The organism is Vibrio algivorus, from assembly GCF_030161215.1.
Taxonomy (GTDB): Bacteria; Pseudomonadota; Gammaproteobacteria; order Enterobacterales; family Vibrionaceae; genus Vibrio; species Vibrio algivorus.
The window spans coordinates 150,905-172,940 of sequence record NZ_BSPV01000006.1 but is presented as its reverse complement, the minus strand read 5'-3'; the positions used below and the strand labels follow the sequence as shown (position 1 = coordinate 172,940).

At 42.0% G+C, this 22,036-nt stretch carries 18 protein-coding genes; 15 read left to right on the top strand and 3 right to left on the bottom strand.

Annotated features, from left to right (window positions below; translation table 11 throughout):
- Positions 1-65: 65 nt before the first annotated feature.
- The 13 genes from rlmD to rpoS all read left to right on the top strand — a co-directional run bounded on the left by rlmD (position 66) and on the right by rpoS (position 14,113).
- A complete protein-coding gene (gene rlmD, locus QQJ93_RS09785) occupies positions 66-1,442 on the top strand; it encodes a 23S rRNA (uracil(1939)-C(5))-methyltransferase RlmD (protein WP_089122391.1) in 1,377 nt (458 codons plus the stop codon).
- 188 nt (positions 1,443-1,630) lie between these two features.
- Positions 1,631-3,847, top strand: coding sequence for a GTP diphosphokinase (gene relA / locus QQJ93_RS09780; RefSeq protein ID WP_089122392.1), 2,217 nt, complete (start codon positions 1,631-1,633; stop codon positions 3,845-3,847).
- A gap of 95 nt (positions 3,848-3,942) precedes the next feature.
- Complete coding sequence (mazG, locus tag QQJ93_RS09775; RefSeq protein WP_089122393.1) at positions 3,943-4,743, top strand: nucleoside triphosphate pyrophosphohydrolase; 801 nt, start codon at positions 3,943-3,945, stop codon at positions 4,741-4,743.
- A gap of 214 nt (positions 4,744-4,957) precedes the next feature.
- A complete protein-coding gene (gene pyrG, locus QQJ93_RS09770) occupies positions 4,958-6,595 on the top strand; it encodes a CTP synthase (RefSeq protein WP_089122394.1) in 1,638 nt (545 codons plus the stop codon).
- A 148-nt stretch (positions 6,596-6,743) separates the two neighbouring features.
- A complete protein-coding gene (gene eno, locus QQJ93_RS09765) occupies positions 6,744-8,042 on the top strand; it encodes a phosphopyruvate hydratase (RefSeq protein WP_089122395.1) in 1,299 nt (432 codons plus the stop codon).
- A 159-nt stretch (positions 8,043-8,201) separates the two neighbouring features.
- Positions 8,202-8,513: a cell division protein FtsB gene (gene ftsB, locus QQJ93_RS09760; protein WP_089123541.1), complete on the top strand. Its 312-nt coding sequence runs from the start codon at positions 8,202-8,204 to the stop codon at positions 8,511-8,513.
- Positions 8,514-8,515: 2 nt separating this feature from the next.
- Entirely contained in the window at positions 8,516-9,232 is a 717-nt protein-coding gene (gene ispD / locus QQJ93_RS09755) for a 2-C-methyl-D-erythritol 4-phosphate cytidylyltransferase (protein ID WP_089122396.1), read from the top strand.
- 15 nt (positions 9,233-9,247) lie between these two features.
- Entirely contained in the window at positions 9,248-9,724 is a 477-nt protein-coding gene (gene ispF / locus QQJ93_RS09750) for a 2-C-methyl-D-erythritol 2,4-cyclodiphosphate synthase (protein ID WP_089122397.1), read from the top strand.
- 27 nt (positions 9,725-9,751) lie between these two features.
- A complete protein-coding gene (gene truD / locus QQJ93_RS09745; RefSeq protein ID WP_089122398.1) occupies positions 9,752-10,807 on the top strand; it encodes a tRNA pseudouridine(13) synthase TruD in 1,056 nt (351 codons plus the stop codon).
- A gap of 38 nt (positions 10,808-10,845) precedes the next feature.
- Positions 10,846-11,589, top strand: a complete 744-nt coding sequence (gene surE, locus QQJ93_RS09740) for a 5'/3'-nucleotidase SurE (RefSeq protein WP_089122399.1) — start codon at positions 10,846-10,848, stop codon at positions 11,587-11,589.
- 15 nt (positions 11,590-11,604) lie between these two features.
- Positions 11,605-12,231 (top strand): protein-L-isoaspartate(D-aspartate) O-methyltransferase, encoded by a 627-nt coding sequence (locus QQJ93_RS09735; protein WP_089122400.1) that lies wholly within the window; start codon positions 11,605-11,607, stop codon positions 12,229-12,231.
- Between the two features lie 43 nt (positions 12,232-12,274).
- The gene (locus QQJ93_RS09730) at positions 12,275-13,054 is read left to right on the top strand and encodes a peptidoglycan DD-metalloendopeptidase family protein (protein WP_244943664.1); all 780 of its coding nucleotides are present in this window, start codon (positions 12,275-12,277) and stop codon (positions 13,052-13,054) included.
- Between the two features lie 87 nt (positions 13,055-13,141).
- Positions 13,142-14,113, top strand: coding sequence for an RNA polymerase sigma factor RpoS (gene rpoS, locus QQJ93_RS09725; RefSeq protein WP_089122402.1), 972 nt, complete (start codon positions 13,142-13,144; stop codon positions 14,111-14,113).
- Between the two features lie 333 nt (positions 14,114-14,446).
- Here the strand turns inward: rpoS and mutS are convergent, their stop codons facing one another.
- The 3 genes from mutS to QQJ93_RS09710 form a co-directional block, all read right to left on the bottom strand.
- On the bottom strand, positions 14,447-17,005 hold the full coding sequence (mutS, locus tag QQJ93_RS09720; protein ID WP_089123542.1) for a DNA mismatch repair protein MutS: 2,559 nt from the start codon (positions 17,003-17,005) through the stop codon (positions 14,447-14,449).
- Between the two features lie 225 nt (positions 17,006-17,230).
- Complete coding sequence (locus tag QQJ93_RS09715; protein WP_089122403.1) at positions 17,231-19,120, bottom strand: TRAP transporter permease; 1,890 nt, start codon at positions 19,118-19,120, stop codon at positions 17,231-17,233.
- A gap of 137 nt (positions 19,121-19,257) precedes the next feature.
- Complete coding sequence (locus QQJ93_RS09710; RefSeq protein WP_089122404.1) at positions 19,258-20,193, bottom strand: TAXI family TRAP transporter solute-binding subunit; 936 nt, start codon at positions 20,191-20,193, stop codon at positions 19,258-19,260.
- Between the two features lie 162 nt (positions 20,194-20,355).
- Here QQJ93_RS09710 and pncC point away from each other — a divergent pair, with 162 nt between their 5' ends.
- Both pncC and recA read left to right on the top strand, forming a co-directional pair.
- A complete protein-coding gene (gene pncC, locus QQJ93_RS09705; RefSeq protein WP_089122405.1) occupies positions 20,356-20,853 on the top strand; it encodes a nicotinamide-nucleotide amidase in 498 nt (165 codons plus the stop codon).
- Between the two features lie 123 nt (positions 20,854-20,976).
- The gene (gene recA, locus QQJ93_RS09700; RefSeq protein WP_089122406.1) at positions 20,977-22,023 is read left to right on the top strand and encodes a recombinase RecA; all 1,047 of its coding nucleotides are present in this window, start codon (positions 20,977-20,979) and stop codon (positions 22,021-22,023) included.
- Positions 22,024-22,036: the final 13 nt, after the last annotated feature.

Sequence of the window (22,036 nt, the reverse complement as noted above, 5' to 3'; positions counted from 1 at the left end):
ATAATCACGAATTAAGACATCTTTAAAGGCATGATGCTTTTTATATTTATGGATACTTTGCACCAATGGTCAATTTCTACCAAGCCAAGAAAAATACAACCAATACTCAAAAACACCAGACGGTGACTATTGATAAGCTCGATCATCAAGGTGCCGGTATTGCGTATTACAATAATAAACCGATGTTTGTGGAAGGCGCACTACCACAAGAAAAAGTATTGGTTCAACCGATTGAAGACAAAAGCAAATATTCACGCGCAAAAATAATCAACATACAACAGGCGAGTACTCAGCGAGTTGACCCTTTTTGTCCGCATTATCAAGTTTGTGGTGGCTGTAATATGCAGCACTTGGATCATGATGATCAAATTACTCATAAGACCACATCTTTGTATCATTTAATGGCAAAATTTGCCCAACCAAATCTTGTTATGGATGAGACTATCCGTTCTAAGAGCATAGGGTATCGACGTCGTGCACGCATCAGTATGTTGTTCGATAGTAAGCGACAACAATTACAGTTTGGCTTTAGACAAAAGTCCAGTAAGCAAATTGCTAATGTCACGAATTGCCCTGTTTTGGAGCCAGTATTAAATGAGTTACTGCCTGAAATAAAGTCCATGATAGAAGCCTTTGATAACCCACGAGCGTTAGGGCATGTTGAAGTTGTGTTTGATGGACAGCGTAAAGCATTGCTGTTGCGCCACACCGCGACATTAACCGAACAAGAACAGCAAGGCTTATTGACGTTTGCTCAACAATACGAAGTGACCATCTACTTGTTAGGAAATAGTGGTGAACTAAACTGTTTAAGTGGTACGCCTCTGCAATGCATTGAAACAGGGAATAAAATTGATTTTCTGCCGACAGACTTTATCCAAGTCAATCAAGCGGTCAACCAAGCAATGGTCGCTCAGGCGATTTCATGGTTAGAGGTCACTAAAAATGATCGCATACTGGATTTATTCTGTGGTTTAGGTAATTTTAGTTTGACGTTAGCTCAACAGGCTAAATCGGTTGTCGGCGTTGAAGGCATTCAAGCTATGGTCGAGAGGGCGAGAGCCAACGCACAAATTAATCACTTAGATAACTTAGAATTCTATCAAGCTGATTTAGAACAAGACTTCACGCAAACATCATGGGCTAAAAAGGCGTTTGATAAAGTACTACTCGACCCGGCTAGGGCTGGGGCATCTGGCATTATTGATAAAATGTCCGATTTAGGCGCTAAAACCGTAGTGTATGTCTCCTGTAATCCGGCGACATTAGCCAGAGATAGTCATAGTCTACAAAAACAAGGTTATCAGCTGAAAAAGCTAGGTATGATCGATATGTTCCCGCATACCAGTCATTTAGAATCAATGGCACTATTTGAAAAAGTCGCCAAAGCAGACAAGAAGAATCTTAAGAATAAAAAGCCGACGAAGCTGAAATTATTTTAATTGTTATAGATTTACTTGAAAGGTGTTTACATTCCGTATAAATCTTCCTTGTCTAAAGACTTGGATGATAGCTCTGGATTCTGCATCTTGAAGTCACTTGGGTATATGATTGAACAAAAAAAATCTCCATTTGTCGTATATGCATGAGCATCACCTTTAAAGATTAGATAAATAAACAGGATAGTGTAATGGTCGCAGTTAGAAGCGCACATTTGAATAAGAACGAAGAGTTTGAACTGGAATCTTGGATTGCAAGTCTGCATCAAGATGGCAAGACCAGCAATAAATTGACGCAAGTCTATCAAGAGTGTGAAAGCTTATTAAGCGGACATTCAGAGTGTTCATTACTGCTATGGCGTGGTCGCGAGATGATTGAAATTTTGATCACCTTGTCGATGGATCGACCTACTTTATTGGCAGCGCAGCTTTTTCCAATTGTCACGGCGGGATTATTTGAGCGTGAAGCTTTAATTGAAAAGTATGGTAAAGAAATTGTAAAACTGATTGATGGTGTGGAAGAAATGGCCGCAATTGGCCAGTTAAATGTCAGTCTTGATGATTCTGAAGCATCAGAGCAAGTGGATAATGTACGTCGCATGTTATTAGCGATGGTCGATGATTTTCGCTGCGTAGTCATAAAGCTTGCCGAGCGTATTTGTAACTTGCGTGAAGTGAAAAATGAACCTGATGAAACTCGTCAAGCAGCAGCAAAAGAGTGTGCCAATATTTATGCGCCGCTTGCTAACCGACTTGGTATCGGTCAGCTGAAATGGGAAATTGAAGATTACGCTTTCCGTTATCAACAATCTGATATCTATAAAAAAATTGCTAAACAGCTTTCTGAGCGTCGAATTGTCAGGGAACAATATATTCATGATTTTGTGACCAATTTATCCAAAGATATGAAAGCGGCCAATATTAATGCAGAGGTCAGTGGCAGACCCAAACACATCTACAGTATTTGGCGTAAAATGCAGAAAAAGAACCTTGCATTTGATGAGTTGTTCGACGTGCGAGCGGTAAGGATTATCGCAGACCAATTGCAAGATTGTTATGCCGCCCTTGGTATGGTGCACACCAAATATAAGCATCTACCTAGTGAGTTTGATGACTATGTTGCCAATCCTAAACCCAATGGTTACCAATCTATTCATACTGTAGTTCTTGGTCCAGAAGGCAAAACCATTGAAATCCAAATTCGTACCAAGCAAATGCATGAAGACTCTGAACTTGGGGTTGCCGCGCACTGGAAATACAAAGAAGGTAGTTCGGCAGGCCGTAGTGGTTATGATGAGAAAATCACTTGGTTACGTAAGCTGATCGATTGGCAAGAAGAGATGGCCGATTCTGGCGAAATGCTGGATGAATTACGCAGCCAAGTGTTTGATGATCGTGTATATGCCTTTACGCCGCGTGGTGATGTGGTTGATTTGCCTATGGGGGCAACGCCACTAGATTTTGCCTACCATATTCACTCTGAAGTCGGTCATCGCTGTATCGGCGCGAAAGTAGGCGGACGCATTGTTCCGTTTACTCATAAACTGGCGATGGGCGATCAAGTTGAAATTATTACTCAAAAAGAGCCTAACCCATCTCGTGATTGGCTCAATCCTAATTTAGGGTTTGTGCATTCAGGTCGTGCACGAGCCAAAATCAATGCTTGGTTTAGAAAGCAAAGCCGTGAGAAAAACTTAGAAGCGGGTAAAGATATTCTTGAAGCTGAACTTCAAAAAATTGGAGCGACGTTAAAAGATGCCCAGCAGTACGCTTTAAAACGTTTTAACGTGAACACTCCTGATGAGCTATATGCTGGAATTGGCAGTGGCGATTTACGTATTAACCAAGTCGTGAATCACATCAACGCTTTAGTCAATAAGCCAACAGCGGAAGAAGAAGATCAACAAGCACTGGCGAAACTGCAAGAATCACAAGTGGCGCAACAAAGCCGCCCTCGTAAAGATGCGGTTGTGGTGCAAGGGGTCGATAACCTCATGAACCACTTGGCCCGTTGTTGCCAACCGATACCAGGTGATGAAATTTGTGGTTATATTACCCAAGGTCGAGGAATCTCAGTGCATCGTACCGATTGTGAGCAGCTTGAAGAATTAAGACACCACGCGCCAGAACGTATCATTGAAACGGTATGGGGAAGTGGCTTTACTGGGTTGTACATTCTGACAATTCGAATCGAAGCTCTAGAGCGTGGTGGGTTACTTAAAGATATCACCGCATTGTTTGCTAATGAGAAGCTGAAAGTTAGCAGTATGAATGGCCGTACTGATTACAAACGTCAAATATCGATAATGGACTTTAATTTAGAAGTTCAAAACGTCGAGATTTTATCGCGAATTATTGCTCGGATTGAACAGCTTAAAGATGTATTAAGAGTGAAGCGTTTGAAATAACCGAATCAGTGCCAATATCAACACCGCTTAACCTTATAAGCGGTGTTTTACTATCTGAATCTCACCGCTATTAGAAAGAACATAAAGAGAAAACCATGATATCACCCATAGAACAACTCAAATCCATCATGCAGCAGTTACGAGATCCTGAAAATGGCTGTCCTTGGGATAAAAAACAAACCTTTGGATCTATTGTTCCTCACACCATAGAAGAAACTTATGAAGTAGTGGATGCGATTCACAATCAAGACTGGAATAACCTACAAGAAGAGTTAGGAGACTTGCTGTTTCAAGTGATTTTTTATAGCCAGATGGCCAACGAGCAGAAATTGTTTAATTTTGATGATGTGGTGAATGGGGTCAACGAGAAATTAATACGCCGCCATCCTCATGTGTTTGCAGATGAAAATATTGAAACAGAGGATGCGTTGAATGCTCGTTGGGAACAAGAAAAGCAAAACGAAAAATTACAGCAAGGCAAAGTAGAAGAAAGTATTCTAGACTCTATACCGAAAGCATTACCAGCCTTATCAAGAGCCAATAAATTGCAGAAGAAATGTGCTAAATACGGCTTTGATTGGGGAACTTTAGGCCCAGTAGTCGATAAGGTTCATGAAGAAATTGATGAGGTCATGGAAGAAGCTCTACAGGTTGATAAAAACGAGCAACGTATTGAAGAAGAGTTAGGCGACTTGATGTTTGCGACGGTCAATTTAGTTAGGCATTTAGGCAAAGACCCTGAAGTAGCATTGGCTAAAGCAAACCAGAAATTCGAGCGTCGTTTTCGAGGGGTTGAATCAATCATCTCAGGGCAAGGTAAATCATTGACCGATTGCTCTTTGCAAGAACTTGATATTCAGTGGGAAAACGTAAAATTAGCAGAAAAAAGAATATAGCGAACACTTTTGATGCTTATTGATTGTTTTATATAGATATTGTCTACCTGTAACACGTGGCTTTCTTTGCTGAGGTAGCTAAATTGATTTGAAGCAAGAAATAAATTAATCGAGTGTGATAGATTTCACGTTGTAGCGGAAAAGGGGTTCTGGTATATTTTCATCCCGTCCAGAAGAAATCCATTTCCCTCATTCAACCAATTTCAGGTTAAGCATGACGACAAATTACATTTTTGTTACTGGTGGGGTCGTATCCTCTCTAGGTAAAGGTATTGCAGCAGCATCACTTGCAGCGATTTTAGAAGCTCGTGGTCTTAAAGTGACCATGATGAAACTAGATCCATACATCAACGTGGATCCGGGCACAATGAGTCCGATTCAACATGGTGAAGTATTCGTTACTGAAGATGGCGCTGAAACCGATCTCGATCTTGGTCACTACGAACGTTTCATTCGTACCAAGATGAGCAAACGTAATAACTTTACGGCGGGTCGTGTTTACGAAGATGTTCTACGTAAAGAGCGTCGAGGTGACTACCTAGGTGCGACCATTCAGGTTATTCCTCATATCACAAACTCAATCAAAGATCGCATCATTGCTGGCTCTGAAGGTCATGATATCGCTATCGTTGAAGTTGGTGGTACGGTAGGTGACATTGAATCATTGCCGTTTATGGAAGCCATTCGTCAGCTAGCGGTTGAGGTTGGTCGTGAGAATGCATTATTCATGCACTTAACTTTAGTTCCTTACCTTGCTGCGGCAGGTGAAGTGAAAACTAAGCCAACTCAGCACTCTGTAAAAGAGTTACTTTCTATTGGTATTCAACCCGATATTTTAGTTTGTCGTAGCGATCGTATCATTCCGGCTAACGAACGTAAGAAAATTGCACTATTCTGTAATGTGCAAGAAAAAGCAGTAATTTCAATGAAAGATGTGGATTCTATCTATAAGATCCCACAACTGATTCGTGCGCAAGGCTTAGATGACCTAGTGTGTACTCGTTTTGGTATCACCGCTCCTGAAGCTGACCTTACCGAATGGGAACAAGTGATTTACGAAGAAGCGAACCCAACCGGTGAAGTGACTATCGGTATGGTAGGTAAATACACTGAATTACCAGATGCGTACAAATCGGTTAACGAAGCATTAAAACACGCAGGCTTGAAAAATCGCTTAAGCGTTAATATTAAATATATTGATTCTCAAGATCTTGAGTCTAAAGGTGTTGAGTTACTTGAAGGCATCGATGCAATTCTAGTACCGGGTGGCTTTGGTGACCGAGGTGTGGAAGGTAAAGTCCTTGCGGCTCAATATGCTCGTGAAAACAAAGTTCCATATTTAGGTATTTGCCTAGGTATGCAAGTGGCACTGATTGAATATGCGCGTAATGTTGCGGGTATGGAAGGTGCACACTCAACTGAGTTTAATAAAGAAACAAAATTCCCGGTGGTTGGATTAATCACTGAATGGGTAGATAAAGAAGGTAACGTTGAAGAGCGTACTGAAGCATCGGATTTAGGTGGTACTATGCGTCTAGGTTCTCAGCTTTGTCACCTAGAAAAAGGCACGAAAGCGTACGAGTTGTACGGTAATACTCAAATTCATGAGCGTCACCGTCACCGTTACGAAGTGAACAATAACTTGCGTCCTCAAATTGAGAAAGCAGGTCTGAAAGTGTCCGGTCTTTCGGCTGATAAGAAACTAGTGGAAGTGATTGAAAACCCGAACCACCCGTGGTTTGTTGCGGCTCAATTCCACCCAGAATTCACATCAACGCCTCGTGATGGTCATCCATTATTTTCAGGCTTTGTAAAAGCGGCTGGTCAAAACCAACGCGGTGAATTTGAATAATTGCCTTTGGCAGCTAATCTAATTAGCAAAAGATCTAATTAGAAATAATTTGAAAGTAAGATGTAAAAGGGATACGGGTAGTGGCTTTAGTTGTGCGACTACCCATTAAATTGACATTTATATTTAAATTGAACGAGAGGAAACATCAATGTCTAAGATCGTTAAAGTTCTAGGTCGCGAAATCATCGATTCACGTGGTAACCCAACAGTAGAAGCTGAAGTACACCTAGAAGGTGGCTTTGTAGGTATGGCTGCTGCTCCATCTGGCGCATCAACAGGTTCTCGTGAAGCTCTTGAATTACGTGACGGCGACAAATCACGTTTCCTAGGTAAAGGTGTTCTTAAAGCTATCGAAGCAGTAAACGGTGCAATCGCTACTGCTCTAGTGGGTAAAGACGCTAAAGACCAAGCTGCAATCGACCAAGTAATGATCGATTTAGACGGCACAGAAAACAAATCTAACTTCGGTGCTAACGCAATCCTTGCTGTTTCTCTAGCAAACGCAAAAGCTGCTGCAGCGGCTAAAGGTATGCCTTTGTTCGAGCACATCGCTGAGCTAAACGGCACTCCAGGCGTATTCTCTATGCCTCTACCAATGATGAACATCATCAACGGTGGTGAGCACGCTGATAACAACGTTGATATCCAAGAATTCATGATTCAACCAGTTGGCGCGAAAACAATCAAAGAAGCTCTACGCATCGGCGCAGAAGTATTCCATAACCTAGCTAAAGTTCTTAAAGCTAAAGGCCTAAGCACTGCAGTTGGTGATGAAGGTGGTTTCGCTCCTAACCTAGAATCAAACGCTGCTGCACTAGCTGCAATCAAAGAAGCGGTTGAGCAAGCTGGCTACGTTCTTGGTAAAGACGTAACTCTAGCGATGGACTGTGCAGCATCTGAGTTCTACGACAAAGAAGCAGGCAACTACAACATGAAAGGCGAAGGTAAAATCTTCACTTCTGAAGAGTTCAACCACTACCTAGCTGACCTAGCTAACCAATACCCAATCGTATCTATCGAAGACGGTCTTGACGAATCAGATTGGGATGGCTTCAAGCACCAAACTGAACTACTAGGTAACAAACTTCAACTAGTAGGTGATGACCTATTCGTTACTAACACTAAGATCCTTGCAAAAGGTATCGAAATGGGTGTTGCTAACTCTATCCTAATCAAATTCAACCAAATCGGTTCTCTAACTGAGACTCTAGCTGCAATTAAGATGGCTAAAGATGCAGGTTACACAGCAGTAATCTCTCACCGTTCTGGCGAAACTGAAGATGCAACTATCGCTGATCTAGCGGTAGGTACTGCTGCAGGCCAAATCAAAACTGGTTCTATGAGCCGTTCTGACCGTGTTGCTAAGTACAACCAACTTATCCGTATCGAAGAAGCTCTAGGTGCTAAAGCTCCTTTCAACGGTCTTAAAGAAGTTAAAGGTCAATAATTCGTCATTGAATTCGTTTGATTGATACTTTGAAATCCTCGCTTCGGCGGGGATTTTTTTGATCTTAGGAACTCGAAACTAGGAACCATCTATTTTTAATCATGATCCGCTGTTATGAATAAGGTATCATTAGCGCAATTATTTGATAGTGAGTCGATGATGAGAATATTTACTTTAGCGCTCATCGCTATCTTGGCAACTCTGCAATATGATTTATTTTTCGGTAAGAATGGCATTCTTGATTATCAAGCAGTGCATTCTGATATTGCGGTGCAACAAGAAGTGAATAACAGTTTGAAAAAGCGTAATCATCTGATGTTTGCAGAGATTGATGATTTACGCCAAGGGTTAGATGCTATTGAAGAGCGTGCTCGTCATGAATTGGGCATGATCAAAAATGGTGAAACTTTTTATCGAATTATTGGTGATGATTCAGAAGCCAATACTACGTTTAACTCTGATGATAAGTAATCATGATTGATTTTCCACAGAAGTTTGCTGTCGTGGTGCCAGCCGCTGGGGTTGGTAAACGCATGCAAACCAATCACCCCAAGCAGTATTTGTCACTGCATGATAAAACCATTCTTGAGCATACCGTCGACAATTTATTATCACACCCGAAAATTGAACTGGTAGTGATTGCAGTGAGTGAAGGGGATGAATATTTCTCTGAATTGTCCCTCGCTCAGGTTGATAATGTTATCCGAGTCGTGGGCGGACAAGAGCGTGTTGACTCAGTTTTGTCTGGTTTGAACTATTTATCTCAATATCATGCTGAGCAATACTCTTGGGTGATGGTACATGATGCTGCGCGTCCTTGCTTGACTCATGATGACATCAATAAATTAATTAATCAGTGTCAGCAAGCGCATCGCGGTGGCATTTTAGCGGCGCCAGTACGTGACACTATGAAACGTTCTTGCGCGCAAAATGGTTTGAATACCATTGAACAAACTGTCGATCGTAGTCAATTATGGCACGCATTAACGCCGCAGCTTTTTCCGCTTATTGAACTAAAATCAGCTTTAGTCGATGGATTAATCAATCAAAAGGTTATTACTGATGAAGCCTCAGCAATGGAGTTATCAGGTTACCAACCCTTATTAGTTCAAGGTCGCTCCGATAATCTTAAAGTCACTCAGCCTGAAGATTTAGCTCTAGCGGAATTTTTCCTATCTCAGCGTAAATAAATAATAGGTAATGTAATGATTCGAATTGGTCATGGTTTTGACGTGCATAAATTTGGTGGTGAAGGCCCAGTCATCATTGGTGGTGTCGCCATTCCTTACGAACAAGGTCTAATTGCTCATTCTGATGGTGATGTTGCGCTGCATGCATTGACCGATGCTTTGCTTGGTGCAATTGCAGCTGGAGATATTGGTAAACATTTTCCAGATACTGATGATAAGTGGAAAGGTGCAGATAGCCGAGCTTTACTACGAGAAGTGTATCGCTTTGTTAAACAAAAAGGTTACGTACTGGGTAATGCTGATGTCACTATTATTGCGCAAGCACCCAAAATGTTGCCATTTATTCAAAGCATGCGAGAAGCTATCTCTGCCGATTTAGAAACCGATATTGATAATATTAATGTTAAAGCGACCACCACTGAAAAGCTGGGTTTTACTGGTCGTAAAGAAGGCATTGCATGCGAAGCGGTTGCTTTAATCGTTCGCCAATAATTTTTACAAATAAAAAGATCTCAATTCATGACTGATATTTTAGCGTCATTTGCATACTTACTAGGTAAACCTGCTGCTCAAGCCAAACTAAAATCTAAAGCGGAGGATTTTCAAGTTATTGAAGATCTTGGTTTTGAATTTTCTGGTGACGGCGAACACTTGATGGTGCGAATTCGTAAGCAAGGTGAAAACACGACCTTTGTTGCCAATGAAATCGCAAGATTGTGCGGCGTGCCATCGAAAAATGTTGGCTGGGCAGGTTTAAAAGATCGCCATGCCGTAACTGAGCAATGGTTAAGCGTGCACCTACCAAAGCCGGATATGAGTTTTGACGCTAAAGCTTTAGAGCAACAGTACCCAAGTATTAAAGTGCTTGAGACCGCTCGTCATAATAAAAAACTTCGTCCAGGTGATTTGGTTGGTAATCAGTTCGTGATTCGTCTGGTTGATGTGACGAATATTGATGATGTGGTTGAACGTTTGGAAAAGATCAAACAAAGTGGTGTACCAAACTACTACGGTTCACAACGTTTTGGCCGTGATGGCAATAACTTAGCGGAAGCTCGTCGTTGGGGGCGTGATAATGTGCGTACTCGTAACCAAAATAAACGTAGTATGTATTTGTCTACCGCACGCTCTTGGATTTTCAATCATATCTTGTCTCATCGAATTGAAAATGGCTTGTTTAACCAGCTAATTGAGGGCGATTTAGTTCAAAACACTCAAGGCGAAATACTATCAGTAGAAGAGGATTCGCTAGAATCATTACAATCTCAGCTTGAACAAGGCAGTGTATTTTTAACGTCAGCATTGGCGGGAGATAATGCTCTTCCAACCCAAGGATTAGCACAGAAACTTGAAAATCAATTCTTAGATGCTGAAGAAGATTTGATGAAGCTTATCCGTGGTAATCGTATGCGCCATGATCGCCGTGTGGTGGGATTAAAAGCCAATAATATGAGCTGGCAAGTTGATAGCAGTGATGTAGTCGTATCTTTTTCTCTACCGGCAGGGTGCTTTGCTACCTCGATTTTAAGAGAAGTAGCCGATGCGGTTGAAGTCGAGCGTGTCTACGAAAGTTAATCGACAACCACTAATACTTCATTTAGCAAGGAAGAATAATGAAAATACTATTAAGCAACGATGATGGTGTAAATGCTCAAGGGATTAATACTTTGGCTGACGTGTTGTCAGAGATCGCTGAGATCATCATAGTTGCACCGGATCGTAATCGATCTGGCGCTTCAAATTCATTAACATTAGAAACACCACTTCGTGTGACACAAGTTCGCCCTAATGTATATTCAGTACAAGGTACTCCGACTGACTGCGTTCATTTTGCTTTAAATGAGTTATTAAAATCAGATATGCCCGATTTAGTGGTTTCAGGGATCAATCATGGTGCAAACCTAGGTGATGATGTGCTGTATTCCGGTACTGTTGCAGCTGCGATGGAAGGACATTTTCTGGGAGTTCAATCGATAGCGATTTCTCTGGTAGGGAAAACCCATTTTGATACTGCGGCACAAATTGCTAAAGATCTGGTTTTGCAGCATGTGAAGAATCCCGTTCCTGCTAATCACTTGATCAGCGTTAACGTCCCTGATTTATCACTAGATCAGCTTGGTGCGACTCGAGTTACTAGACTTGGAGCTCGCCATCATGCGGAAGATATGATTAAGCAAAAAGATCCCCGTGGCGCCGATATCTACTGGCTTGGTCCTCCGGGAAAAGAAGCGGATGCTGGTGAAGGCACCGATTTCTATACTATAGAAAAAGGTGAAGTGTCGATAACACCATTACGCGTTGATCTTACGGCACATGAAGCGATAGAAAAAATGAAGCACTGGGTTAGCCCAAAATAAACATTACAGGCAATAATGAAGAATATAAAAGCAGATCAACTGGTCTCTATTTTACAGAATAAAGGCATCAAAGATCCCCAACTTTTGGAGGTAATGAGAAGCTTACCCCGCGAGTACTTTTTATCTGAAGCTATGCGTCATCAGGCCTATGATAATAATGCGTTGCCTATTGGGGCCGGTCAAACAATCTCTCAGCCTTATATAGTGGCAAAAATGACAGAACTATTGAATTTAAAGCCCAATAGTCGAGTACTAGAAGTTGGCACGGGATCGGGTTACCAAACCGCCGTATTATCAAAAATGGTTGACCATGTTTATTCAATAGAGCGCATTAAATCATTACAATGGGATGCGAAGCGTCGTTTGAAACATTTAGATATTTACAATGTCTCAACTAAGCATGGTGATGGCTGGCAAGGTTGGCCATCGAAAGGTCCCTTTGATGCGATTATTGTTACTGCGGCGGCTTCTCATCTTCCACAGCCTCTAGTTGCACAATTAGCCGAAGGCGGTGTTTTGGTTGTGCCAATAGGTGATGAGCATCAAGAATTGATAAAAATCGAAAAAAAAGCAGGAGAGTGTATTTCTACTTTGGTAGAAGTCGTTCGCTTTGTTCCTCTAATCGCGGGCGATTTGGCCTAATAAACGAAAGGTACTCAGGTTGTTGTCGATAAGAAATGCACTAATTGCTTTGTTTTTTCTCACTTTTTTAGCTGCGTGTTCATTAAATCCTGCTAAAAATGATCGTGGTAGCTATAAAGGGAGCTATTACGTCGTTGAAAAAGGTGATTCGGTTTATTTAATTTCTTATCTGGCAGATAAAAATGTTAATGACATCATTAGCTTCAACCATTTAAAGCCTCCTTATACCATTCATCCAGGTCAAAAATTAAACTTATGGCGTCCGGTTTACATCCCGCCAGCATTTGATGGTACGGGAGCTGGAGATAGCCTAGTAGCTTCAACCTCTACGACTAAAGTGGCACAAAAACAGAATACTTCCCCAGTTGTGAAATCACAACCAAAGGAGTATGTTGAACCCCAAGCAACACAAAATAATAATAAACCTGTCACACAATCGACATCGAGTAATGACAAGGTAGAACGCTGGGTGTGGCCAACAAAAGGACGAGTAATTAGCAAGTTCTCAGTCGGTGACCAAGGTAACAAAGGGATAGATATCGCAGGGCAACGAGGACAGGACGTAGTATCTACTGCAGCAGGTGTTGTGGTGTATGCTGGTAATGCACTTCGAGGTTATGGGAACTTGATTATTATTAAACATAATGATGAGTATCTCAGTGCTTATGCCCATAACGATAGTTTATTGATAACAGAAGGTCAGTCTGTAAAAGCTGGCCAGAAAATTGCATCGATGGGAAGTACGGGCACCAATAGTGTTCGACTACACTTCGAAATTCGATACAAAGGTAAGTCAGTGAATCCAGAAAGCTACTTGGACTAGAGCTATCTTGAAATAAAGTGACTTACAATAATGACATATTAAGTTGTTATGTCTTGCTAAAACTTTATTCGCCAAGGGGAGGCGCTTATGAGTATCAGCAATGCAGTAACCAAAATAAACGACATCGATGATTCTGAATTTGATGTTGAGGCTCTTGAAGCCGAAGCGGTTTCACAAAAAACAGAAGCAAAAGAAGAGTATGAAGTTTCGGCCAAAAGCCTTGATGCGACTCAGCTTTATCTTAGTGAAATCGGTTTTTCTCCACTCTTAACGGCAGAAGAAGAAGTACTTTATGCTCGACGAGCACTTCGCGGTGATGCAGCAGCACGCAAGCGTATGATTGAAAGTAACTTACGCCTCGTCGTTAAGATTTCTCGCCGTTATAACAGCCGTGGCTTAGCACTACTTGACCTGATTGAAGAAGGGAATTTAGGTCTGATCCGTGCGGTAGAAAAATTTGACCCAGAACGTGGTTTCCGTTTTTCAACTTATGCTACTTGGTGGATTCGTCAGACCATCGAACGAGCTTTAATGAATCAAACACGCACCATTAGGTTGCCTATCCATGTCGTGAAAGAGCTGAATATCTATTTGCGTACTGCTCGTGAATTAGCACAAAAGCTAGATCATGAACCCACTGCAGAAGAAATTGCTTTCCAACTCGATAAACCAGTGGAAGATGTTAGCAAAATGCTTCGTTTGAATGAGCGTGTAAGTTCAGTTGATACACCTATTGGCGGGGATGGCGATAAAGCGTTGCTGGACATCATTCCTGATATTCATAACTCTGATCCTGAATTCTCGACACAAGATAACGATATCAAGTCGTCGTTGATTGATTGGTTAGATGAGCTTAACCCGAAGCAAAAAGAAGTTTTGGCACGCCGCTTTGGTCTTTTAGGCTATGAGCCATCTACTTTGGAAGAGGTTGGCCGTGAAATTAATTTAACTCGTGAACGAGTTCGTCAGATCCAAGTAGAAGGTCTACGTCGTTTAAGAGAGATCTTAATGAAACAAGGTTTGAGCATGGAATCTTTGTTCGACGCGGATTACGAATGATTTAAATCGTCATTAACTTGATAAAGGGAAGCTACTGGGGCTTCCCTTTTGTTTTGTTGGTAAAGTTCCTAGTACTTAGTTGCTAGTTGCTAGTTCCTAGAAGAAGTATGTTCGTGGCTCGTATCTCGAAAAAAGCGAGTACCTAGTTTCAGGTGAATAAATTATTAGCAAAAACGTCATCCTGAAAAGCGACGTAGGAGCGCAGTTCAGGATCTTCTACCACAATTTGAGTCTCAACATGCAGTAGGAGATTCGGTATCTTCTTCGCCTAGGCTCATGTACGGAATATGACGTTATTTATATATTGATAAACGAAATTCAACTTTGCTTTTCCTAGGCCATTAAGCTCTTAAGTCGGTATAAGGCATCCAATGCTTCTCTTGGGCTCATGTCATCAGGGTTTATGTTTTCCAAAGCGTGTTCCACTTCGCTCAATTCAGGGATTAAACTCAATTGTTGCTCGGTCACAACGGCTTTGGTTGCTGAGTTAAGCTCGGTCGTTTCATTACCGGCTTTTTGATGCCCGAGTGCTTCAAGTTGTTGTAATTTAGCTTGGGCTTGTTTGATCACCGATTTCGGTACGCCGGCCAATCCTGCCACTGCTAAACCGTATGATTTACTCGCTGCACCTTCTTGAACTGCGTGCATAAAGGCAATGCTATCACCGTGCTCAATGGCATCTAAATGCACATTTGCAAGATGATCAATTTGGTTTGGCAGTTCAGTTAATTCAAAGTAATGCGTAGCAAATAACGTCATTGCTTTTATCTTGGTGGCTAACCAATCGGCACTGGCCCATGCCAATGACAGGCCATCATAAGTACTGGTACCGCGACCAATTTCATCCATTAGTACTAAGCTGTTTTTAGTCGCGTTATGCAAGATATTGGCGGTTTCTGTCATTTCTACCATGAAAGTCGAGCGGCCAGATGCCAGATCGTCTTGCGCGCCAATTCGAGTGAAGATGCGATCAATCGAGCCTATGGTTGCCGCGTCCGCTGGAACATAACTACCAATATGGGCCAATAAAGCAATCAATGCCGTTTGACGCATATAAGTCGATTTACCACCCATGTTTGGGCCGGTAATAATCAGCATTTGGCGCTTAGCATTTAGCTCTACTGGGTTGGCAATAAATGGCACATCCAGCACTTGCTCAACTACTGGGTGGCGCCCTGCATCAATATGGAGCTCAGCGTTATCAGTTAGTGTTGGGCGACAATAGTTAAGCGAATCAGCTCGTTCAGCAAGATTTTGTAATACGTCTAATTGAGATAAAGAGGCGGCCAGTTCTTGTAAGCGCTCTAGGTGCGGCATTAATAAATCAAATAATTCTTCCCACAAACGTTTCTCTAACGCTAGAGCTTTTGATTTTGAATTAAGTACTTTATCTTCATGTTCTTTTAATTCTGGAATAATGTAGCGCTCAGCATTTTTTAAAGTCTGACGACGAACATAATGAGGTGGTACTAAATGACTTTGTCCTCGGCTGACTTGAATGAAGAAGCCATGCACATTGTTATAACCCACCTTTAAACTATCAATACCGTGACGTTCGCGCTCTTCTGCTTCCATTTTGTCGAGGTATTCAGTAGCGCCATCGGCTAAGTTACGAAGTTCATCTAATTCCGCATGATACCCTTCAGCCAACACTCCACCATCTCGGATCACTACAGGTGGATTTTCTTTGATAGCACGTTCGAGTAATGAACAGATCTCATCCATTGGTAAGCAAGCTTTAGCCAGTTTTTGTAGATGATGGTGTTCGAAATTTTGCGTAATACTGCTTAATTCTGGCAACTGTTGCATGGCATTACGTAAGCGAGCTAAGTCTCGTGGGCGAGCCGAGCGTAGAGCTAAACGAGCTAAAATACGTTCAATATCTCCAATGCTTTTTAAGCTAGGATTTAGCTCCGAAAAGTAGGCGTTGTCTTTAATTTCAGTAATAGCATCAAGGCGCTGATTAAGCGCGTCGTTATTGCGCATTGGTTGATGCAACCAACGTTTGAACATGCGGCTACCCATTGGAGTCGCGGTTTTATCTAGCACTTCTGCAAGCGTATTATCGGTTCCACCGGCTAAATTATGGGTAATTTCTAAATTACGACGAGTTGCAGCATCTAAGATCACCGAGTCATCTTGGCGATCAAACGTCAAAGAGCGGATATGTGGTAAAGCGGTACGCTGAGTATCTTTAACATATTGAATCAAACAGCCAGCAGCGCATAAACCAAGCTTGGCATGTTCAACTCCAAAACCAACGAGATCTTTGGTACCAAATTGCATATTAAGCTGTTGCTTGGCGGTATTAAGTTCAAACTCCCAAATAGGGCGGCGGCGTTGGCCTTTTGATTTTTCAAGCAAAGACATGGCTTGTAAATCTTCTGGATATAATAGCTCTTTCGGCGAGGTTCGTTGCAGTTCTGCTTGCATCGCCTCTAGGGTTTGAGGTTCACATAATTGAAAACGACCAGACGTCATATCTAAAGTAGCATAGCCAAATTTTTCATCTTGCTGGTAAATTGCAGCAACTAAGTTATCAATACGTTCAGGTAATAACGCTTCATCGGTGACAGTTCCTGGTGTGACAATGCGCACCACTTTACGTTCAACTGGGCCTTTGCTGGTGGCAGGGTCACCAACTTGTTCACAAATTGCCACGGATTCCCCAAGCTGAACTAATTTGGCTAGGTAGCCTTCAACGGCGTGAAAAGGAACGCCTGCCATCGGAATAGGTTCGCCAGCAGAAGCGCCGCGTTTAGTTAATGATATATCTAATAATTGTGAAGCACGTTTGGCATCATCGTAGAATAATTCATAGAAATCGCCCATACGGTAAAACAGTAAAATATCTGGATTTTCTGCTTTTAAACGCAAGTACTGCTGCATCATTGGAGTATGAGTTTCTGATTTGGCCACGCTTACCACCCGAGGTTGTGTTGAAACAGTTGTATTGAAGTATCAATACCCATTGTATTTGAAGTGGTCACTTCAATAACTTTGGGAATAAGTAATAGCCGAACATGATATTTTTCATATCCATAGAAAGCAATGAAAATGGCCCAGTTCGAGTTGAAATGGGCCAGTATTGTTTGTTTTATCGTTTTTATACCTAGTTTAAGACAGGGTTGGCTCTATTCGCTTGGCATTGAGCAGCATAATTACCGCGACCAAAGCAATACAAGCTAAGCGATAAATATCGTCGGTAAATAAGATTCCTAGTGCAAGAATCAGTAATAAACTACGTTCAATAGCATTTAATGGTTTAGCTAAGCGTCCCTCGATCCCTCCAGCAAAAGCAAAGATCAGACCTAATGTGGTGATTACGCCAATAAAAAAGTGAGTGAGTTCACCATCAAGCCAAATTAAGCCAGAGAAAGCCATCATTGCTGGAATAATAAAGAAGCCTTGCGCCAGTTTGAATGCTTGAATGGCAGACTTCATTGGCGAGGCTCCAGCAATTCCTGCTCCCGCAAAAGCGGCTAATGCAATAGGAGGAGTGACGTTGGAGGTTTGGGATAACCAAAATACGATCATGTGTGCGGTTAATAGTCCTAAACCAAAATCATTGAGCGCAGGTACCGCCATCACAGACAATACGATATAAGCTGCGGTTACAGGAAGTCCCATCCCTAAGATCACCGCGGCAATTGCGATTAAACCTAATGCAGACCATAAGTAGCCGCCAGATAAAGCAATTAAGAACTGAGTAAATTGCAACCCTATACCCGTTTGACCAACCACACCAACGACAATTCCTGCAGTGGCACAGGCAATTGAAATCGGAACTGCCGAAATAGCGCCTTCTTTGAGGCCTTGCAGAAAAACAGGGAAAGTAATACGACTGTGTTTTCTTAACATCGCCGCCACTAAAATCGCGGCACATCCAGCGATGCCAACTAACACTGGTGAGTAGCTCATCAATAACAAGGTAGTAATGAAGACCAGAGGTACTAAGAAATGCCAGCCATTTTTCATTACCACGCCGATTTTATCTGTGACACTCATACCTTGAAGTCCAAGTCTGCAGGCCATTAAGTGCACATAAAGCAGGGTGCTTACAAAGTATAGAATCGCAGGGGCAATCGAAACCAATAAAATGTCGCTGTATGGAATGCCGGTAAATTGCGCCATCACAAATGCACCAGCTCCCATCACTGGTGGCATTATTTGCCCACCCGTTGATGCCGCCGCTTCTATGCCGGCTGCTTGCTCCGGTTTATAGCCGAGTTTTTTCATCATGGGAATAGTTAAAGCACCGGTTGTTACAGTATTGGCAATCGCAGATCCCGAAATTGAACCGAGTGCAGCGGAAGCCAAAACACTCGCCTTGGCCGGACCACCTCTGTATTTTCCAGCAATTGCAAAGGCGGCATCAATAAAAAATTGCCCAGCCCCAGTAACCTGTAAAAATGCGCCAAATAATACAAACATAAACACGACCCCAGCGGCAATCGCAAGTGGGGCACCGAATACACCATTGGTAGAGAAAATATGAAAGCGGATCACTTCTTCAAGTGAAAAACCTTTACTAGCAACACCTGCTGGTAGGGCGTCGCCAAAGAAAGCGTAGGCTAAAAATAACCCCGCGATAAACACCATAACAAAACCTACGGTACGGCGAGTGGCTTCTAAAAGTGCGACGATTAAAATCACGCCCGCGAGTTGGTCGATTGGTTGTAAGCCATCCAGTAAAAAGCTGATGTCATCGTAGTCAAAAATACTGATTTGATAAGTGGCCCAGCAAGTCGCCACAATGAACACAATATCAATCAGACGTGAGCATAAATAAAGCCCAATCGGTTTATTGTCGGGTTTGAGCAGTGGGTAGAGTAAGAAAGCTAAAGTTAGGATCCAAGCTAAGTGAATAGGTCGAAAAATAGGAGCAGATAAAGTGGGTTGAAGACCTTGCCATACTTGAAAAACAGATAAGCCAACAGCGACCGCCGCAGCAAAATAGACAAACCCATCAGTGACGGTTTGGCTAAGCGGTTTGGATTGTGTCATTTCAAACTCCGTATGAAAAAACAGGGTTATATACCCAAGTGACTTCAAGTTGCTGAAACATGCACCTTGAATTCACTTGGGTATAGTGAATAAATAAGCGGCAATAGCAACATGCCGCTTCAAATACCAAGGTAGAGTTATTTTTTCATTTGCTCGTCAAGGTATTGCTGTGCACCAGGGTGTAGTGCAATGCCGGATAGTTTGTTCATATTCTCAAGTGTTGTGAATTTAGTGACACCAACCACTTGGCGAATTTTCTTCATGTTATCAAACGCGACTTTAGTCATTTCATAAGCTTGTTCTTGTGGCATATTCTTATTTACGACCAGAACATTCCATACTGCTGGTGTAGTAAATGCCGGTACGTTTTTATAGGTTTCAGCTGGCGCCTCTAATGGTTGATAAGATGGGTTGGCAGCAATGATCTTTTGCATGTCATCTTCGCTAAAAGACAAAATACGAATATTACGTGTTAGCGCTAATTCAGTAATCGCACCAACTCCTAAGCTACCTACGATCACGCCAGCATCAATTTGACCATTGGCGAGCGCATTGGTTGTCGCTGTATAGTTTAGTGATTGAGGTTTTACGTCACTCTCATTAATACCTAGTGTACTTAAAATATTGACTGAACTAACGCGTGTACCCGAACCTGGTGCACCTAGAGAAATACGTTTACCTTTTAGATCGCTAATTGAGTGAATATCAGAGTCAGCTGGCACCATAAACTGAACCGCATTTGGATAAAGTGCAAACAGAACTGAGACATCCATCTTTCTTGGGAATGGTTTTACCCCTTCATTGGCTTGTAGAACCACGTTACCTTGAGCAATACCAACGAGTTGTTTACCCGTTGCAACCTTGATAGTGTTTTCAACTGATGCAGCGGTCACTTCGGCGCGCATATCAAAATCATCAATATTCTCACTCCAGATTTTGGCTAAAATGCCTCCAAGTGGGTAGTATGTACCGCTCTGGCTACCGGTTCCTATTGTATAGCTAGCTGCAAAAACGGGGATTGAAACCGCAAGTGATACTGCGACTAGGGTTTGTTTAGCAAATTTCTTTAACATGGTCACTTCCCTTTCTCGTTATAAAGACAACTGATTGAGTATAGAGTGAAACTTATTGTGAAAGAGTTGTTAAATTATCTAGGTGTGATTTCTAACAATGAATTACAACAAAAAAGTTAAGTAACGTCACAAAAATGAATGACAAAGAAAAGAGAGCTGAGCATGAATTTATCGGAATTACATATTCTTAGTAAACGAGTTGGCATTAAGCTAAAGCAGCAATCGCAAGTATTAGTGACCGCTGAATCATGCACGGGTGGAGGAATCGCAACGGCAATAACTGATGCCTCTGGAAGTTCTTCCTGGTTTGATCGTGCCTTTGTCACTTATAGTAATGAAGCTAAAATGGAAATGTTGGATGTTTCCGAAACTACTTTGTTAGAACATGGTGCGGTTAGTGAGCAGACAGTTAAAGAAATGGCACTTGGTGCTTTGCAACATTCAAGGGGGACATTTTCGATATCGGTGAGTGGTATCGCAGGGCCTTCTGGTGGTAGTGATGAAAAGCCGGTTGGTACGGTTTGCTTTGGCTGGGCGAATTCACAAGGCGAGCTCGAAATCGAAACCATGCATTTTAGTGGTAATCGTGAGGAAGTTCGGCTACAAGCTTGTTGGCATGCATTAGAACATTTAGAAGATATGCTGGACAAAACGGAATAAATTCGTTGTAAAAGATTTAAAAGTAAAAAAATCATACACAGGTGTGGACACTGTACAAACAAACAGTATAATGACCCCATCTTTACAAGAACAAGTTTAACGCATCTGATAGGTGGAATTAGAATGGACGAGAACAAACAAAAGGCTCTAGCAGCGGCACTTGGCCAAATCGAAAAACAATTTGGTAAAGGCTCAATTATGAAATTGGGTGACAACCGCACTATGGACGTAGAAACTATTTCTACAGGTTCTCTTGCTTTGGATATCGCATTGGGTGCGGGTGGTTTACCAATGGGACGTATTGTAGAAGTATACGGTCCTGAAAGTTCTGGTAAAACAACATTAACCTTAGAATTAATTGCGGCTGCGCAACGCTCGGGCAAAACCTGTGCATTCGTTGATGCGGAGCATGCACTAGACCCAATTTACGCGAAGAAATTAGGCGTAAATATCGATGAGTTATTAGTTTCTCAGCCAGATACTGGTGAGCAAGCGCTTGAAATCTGTGATGCGTTAGCACGCTCTGGTGCGATTGACGTTTTGGTTGTCGATTCTGTAGCAGCATTAACTCCGAAAGCAGAAATTGAAGGTGAAATGGGCGATAGCCACATGGGGCTTCAAGCGCGTATGCTTTCTCAAGCAATGCGTAAACTTACAGGTAATCTAAAACAATCTAACTGTATGTGTATCTTCATTAACCAAATTCGTATGAAGATTGGTGTGATGTTTGGTTCACCTGAAACCACAACTGGTGGTAATGCATTAAAATTCTACGCCTCTGTTCGTCTTGATATCCGCCGTACTGGTGCGATAAAAGATGGTGACGAAGTGGTTGGTAACGAAACACGTATTAAGGTTGTTAAGAACAAGATTGCGGCACCGTTTAAACAAGCTGAAACACAAATTCTTTATGGTAAAGGCTTTAACCGTGAAGGTGAGTTAATCGACCTAGGTGTGAAAAACAAGTTAGTAGAGAAAGCAGGCGCATGGTACAGCTACCAAGGTGATAAAATTGGCCAAGGTAAAGCAAACTCTTGCAACTACTTACGTGAAAATCCAGCGATTGCACAAGAAATTGATACTAAACTTCGTGAAATGCTATTAGCACCTGTGGTTGCAGAAGAAGAACTACAAGAAGCTGCTGAAGTTGAATCTGGTGATGAGTTTTAATTTACCGATTTAA

What these genes read in the sequence shown, in the direction of transcription:
- rlmD (WP_089122391.1), top strand. Translation starts at nt 66, where the DNA reads ATGGTCAATTTCTACCAAGCCAAGAAAAATACAACCAATACTCAAAAA.
- relA (WP_089122392.1), top strand. Translation starts at nt 1,631, where the DNA reads ATGGTCGCAGTTAGAAGCGCACATTTGAATAAGAACGAAGAGTTTGAA.
- mazG (WP_089122393.1), top strand. Translation starts at nt 3,943, where the DNA reads ATGATATCACCCATAGAACAACTCAAATCCATCATGCAGCAGTTACGA.
- pyrG (WP_089122394.1), top strand. Translation starts at nt 4,958, where the DNA reads ATGACGACAAATTACATTTTTGTTACTGGTGGGGTCGTATCCTCTCTA.
- eno (WP_089122395.1), top strand. Translation starts at nt 6,744, where the DNA reads ATGTCTAAGATCGTTAAAGTTCTAGGTCGCGAAATCATCGATTCACGT.
- ftsB (WP_089123541.1), top strand. Translation starts at nt 8,202, where the DNA reads ATGAGAATATTTACTTTAGCGCTCATCGCTATCTTGGCAACTCTGCAA.
- ispD (WP_089122396.1), top strand. Translation starts at nt 8,516, where the DNA reads ATGATTGATTTTCCACAGAAGTTTGCTGTCGTGGTGCCAGCCGCTGGG.
- ispF (WP_089122397.1), top strand. Translation starts at nt 9,248, where the DNA reads ATGATTCGAATTGGTCATGGTTTTGACGTGCATAAATTTGGTGGTGAA.
- truD (WP_089122398.1), top strand. Translation starts at nt 9,752, where the DNA reads ATGACTGATATTTTAGCGTCATTTGCATACTTACTAGGTAAACCTGCT.
- surE (WP_089122399.1), top strand. Translation starts at nt 10,846, where the DNA reads ATGAAAATACTATTAAGCAACGATGATGGTGTAAATGCTCAAGGGATT.
- QQJ93_RS09735 (WP_089122400.1), top strand. Translation starts at nt 11,605, where the DNA reads ATGAAGAATATAAAAGCAGATCAACTGGTCTCTATTTTACAGAATAAA.
- rpoS (WP_089122402.1), top strand. Translation starts at nt 13,142, where the DNA reads ATGAGTATCAGCAATGCAGTAACCAAAATAAACGACATCGATGATTCT.
- mutS (WP_089123542.1), bottom strand. Translation starts at nt 17,005, where the DNA reads ATGATGCAGCAGTACTTGCGTTTAAAAGCAGAAAATCCAGATATTTTA.
- QQJ93_RS09715 (WP_089122403.1), bottom strand. Translation starts at nt 19,120, where the DNA reads ATGACACAATCCAAACCGCTTAGCCAAACCGTCACTGATGGGTTTGTC.
- QQJ93_RS09710 (WP_089122404.1), bottom strand. Translation starts at nt 20,193, where the DNA reads ATGTTAAAGAAATTTGCTAAACAAACCCTAGTCGCAGTATCACTTGCG.
- pncC (WP_089122405.1), top strand. Translation starts at nt 20,356, where the DNA reads ATGAATTTATCGGAATTACATATTCTTAGTAAACGAGTTGGCATTAAG.
- recA (WP_089122406.1), top strand. Translation starts at nt 20,977, where the DNA reads ATGGACGAGAACAAACAAAAGGCTCTAGCAGCGGCACTTGGCCAAATC.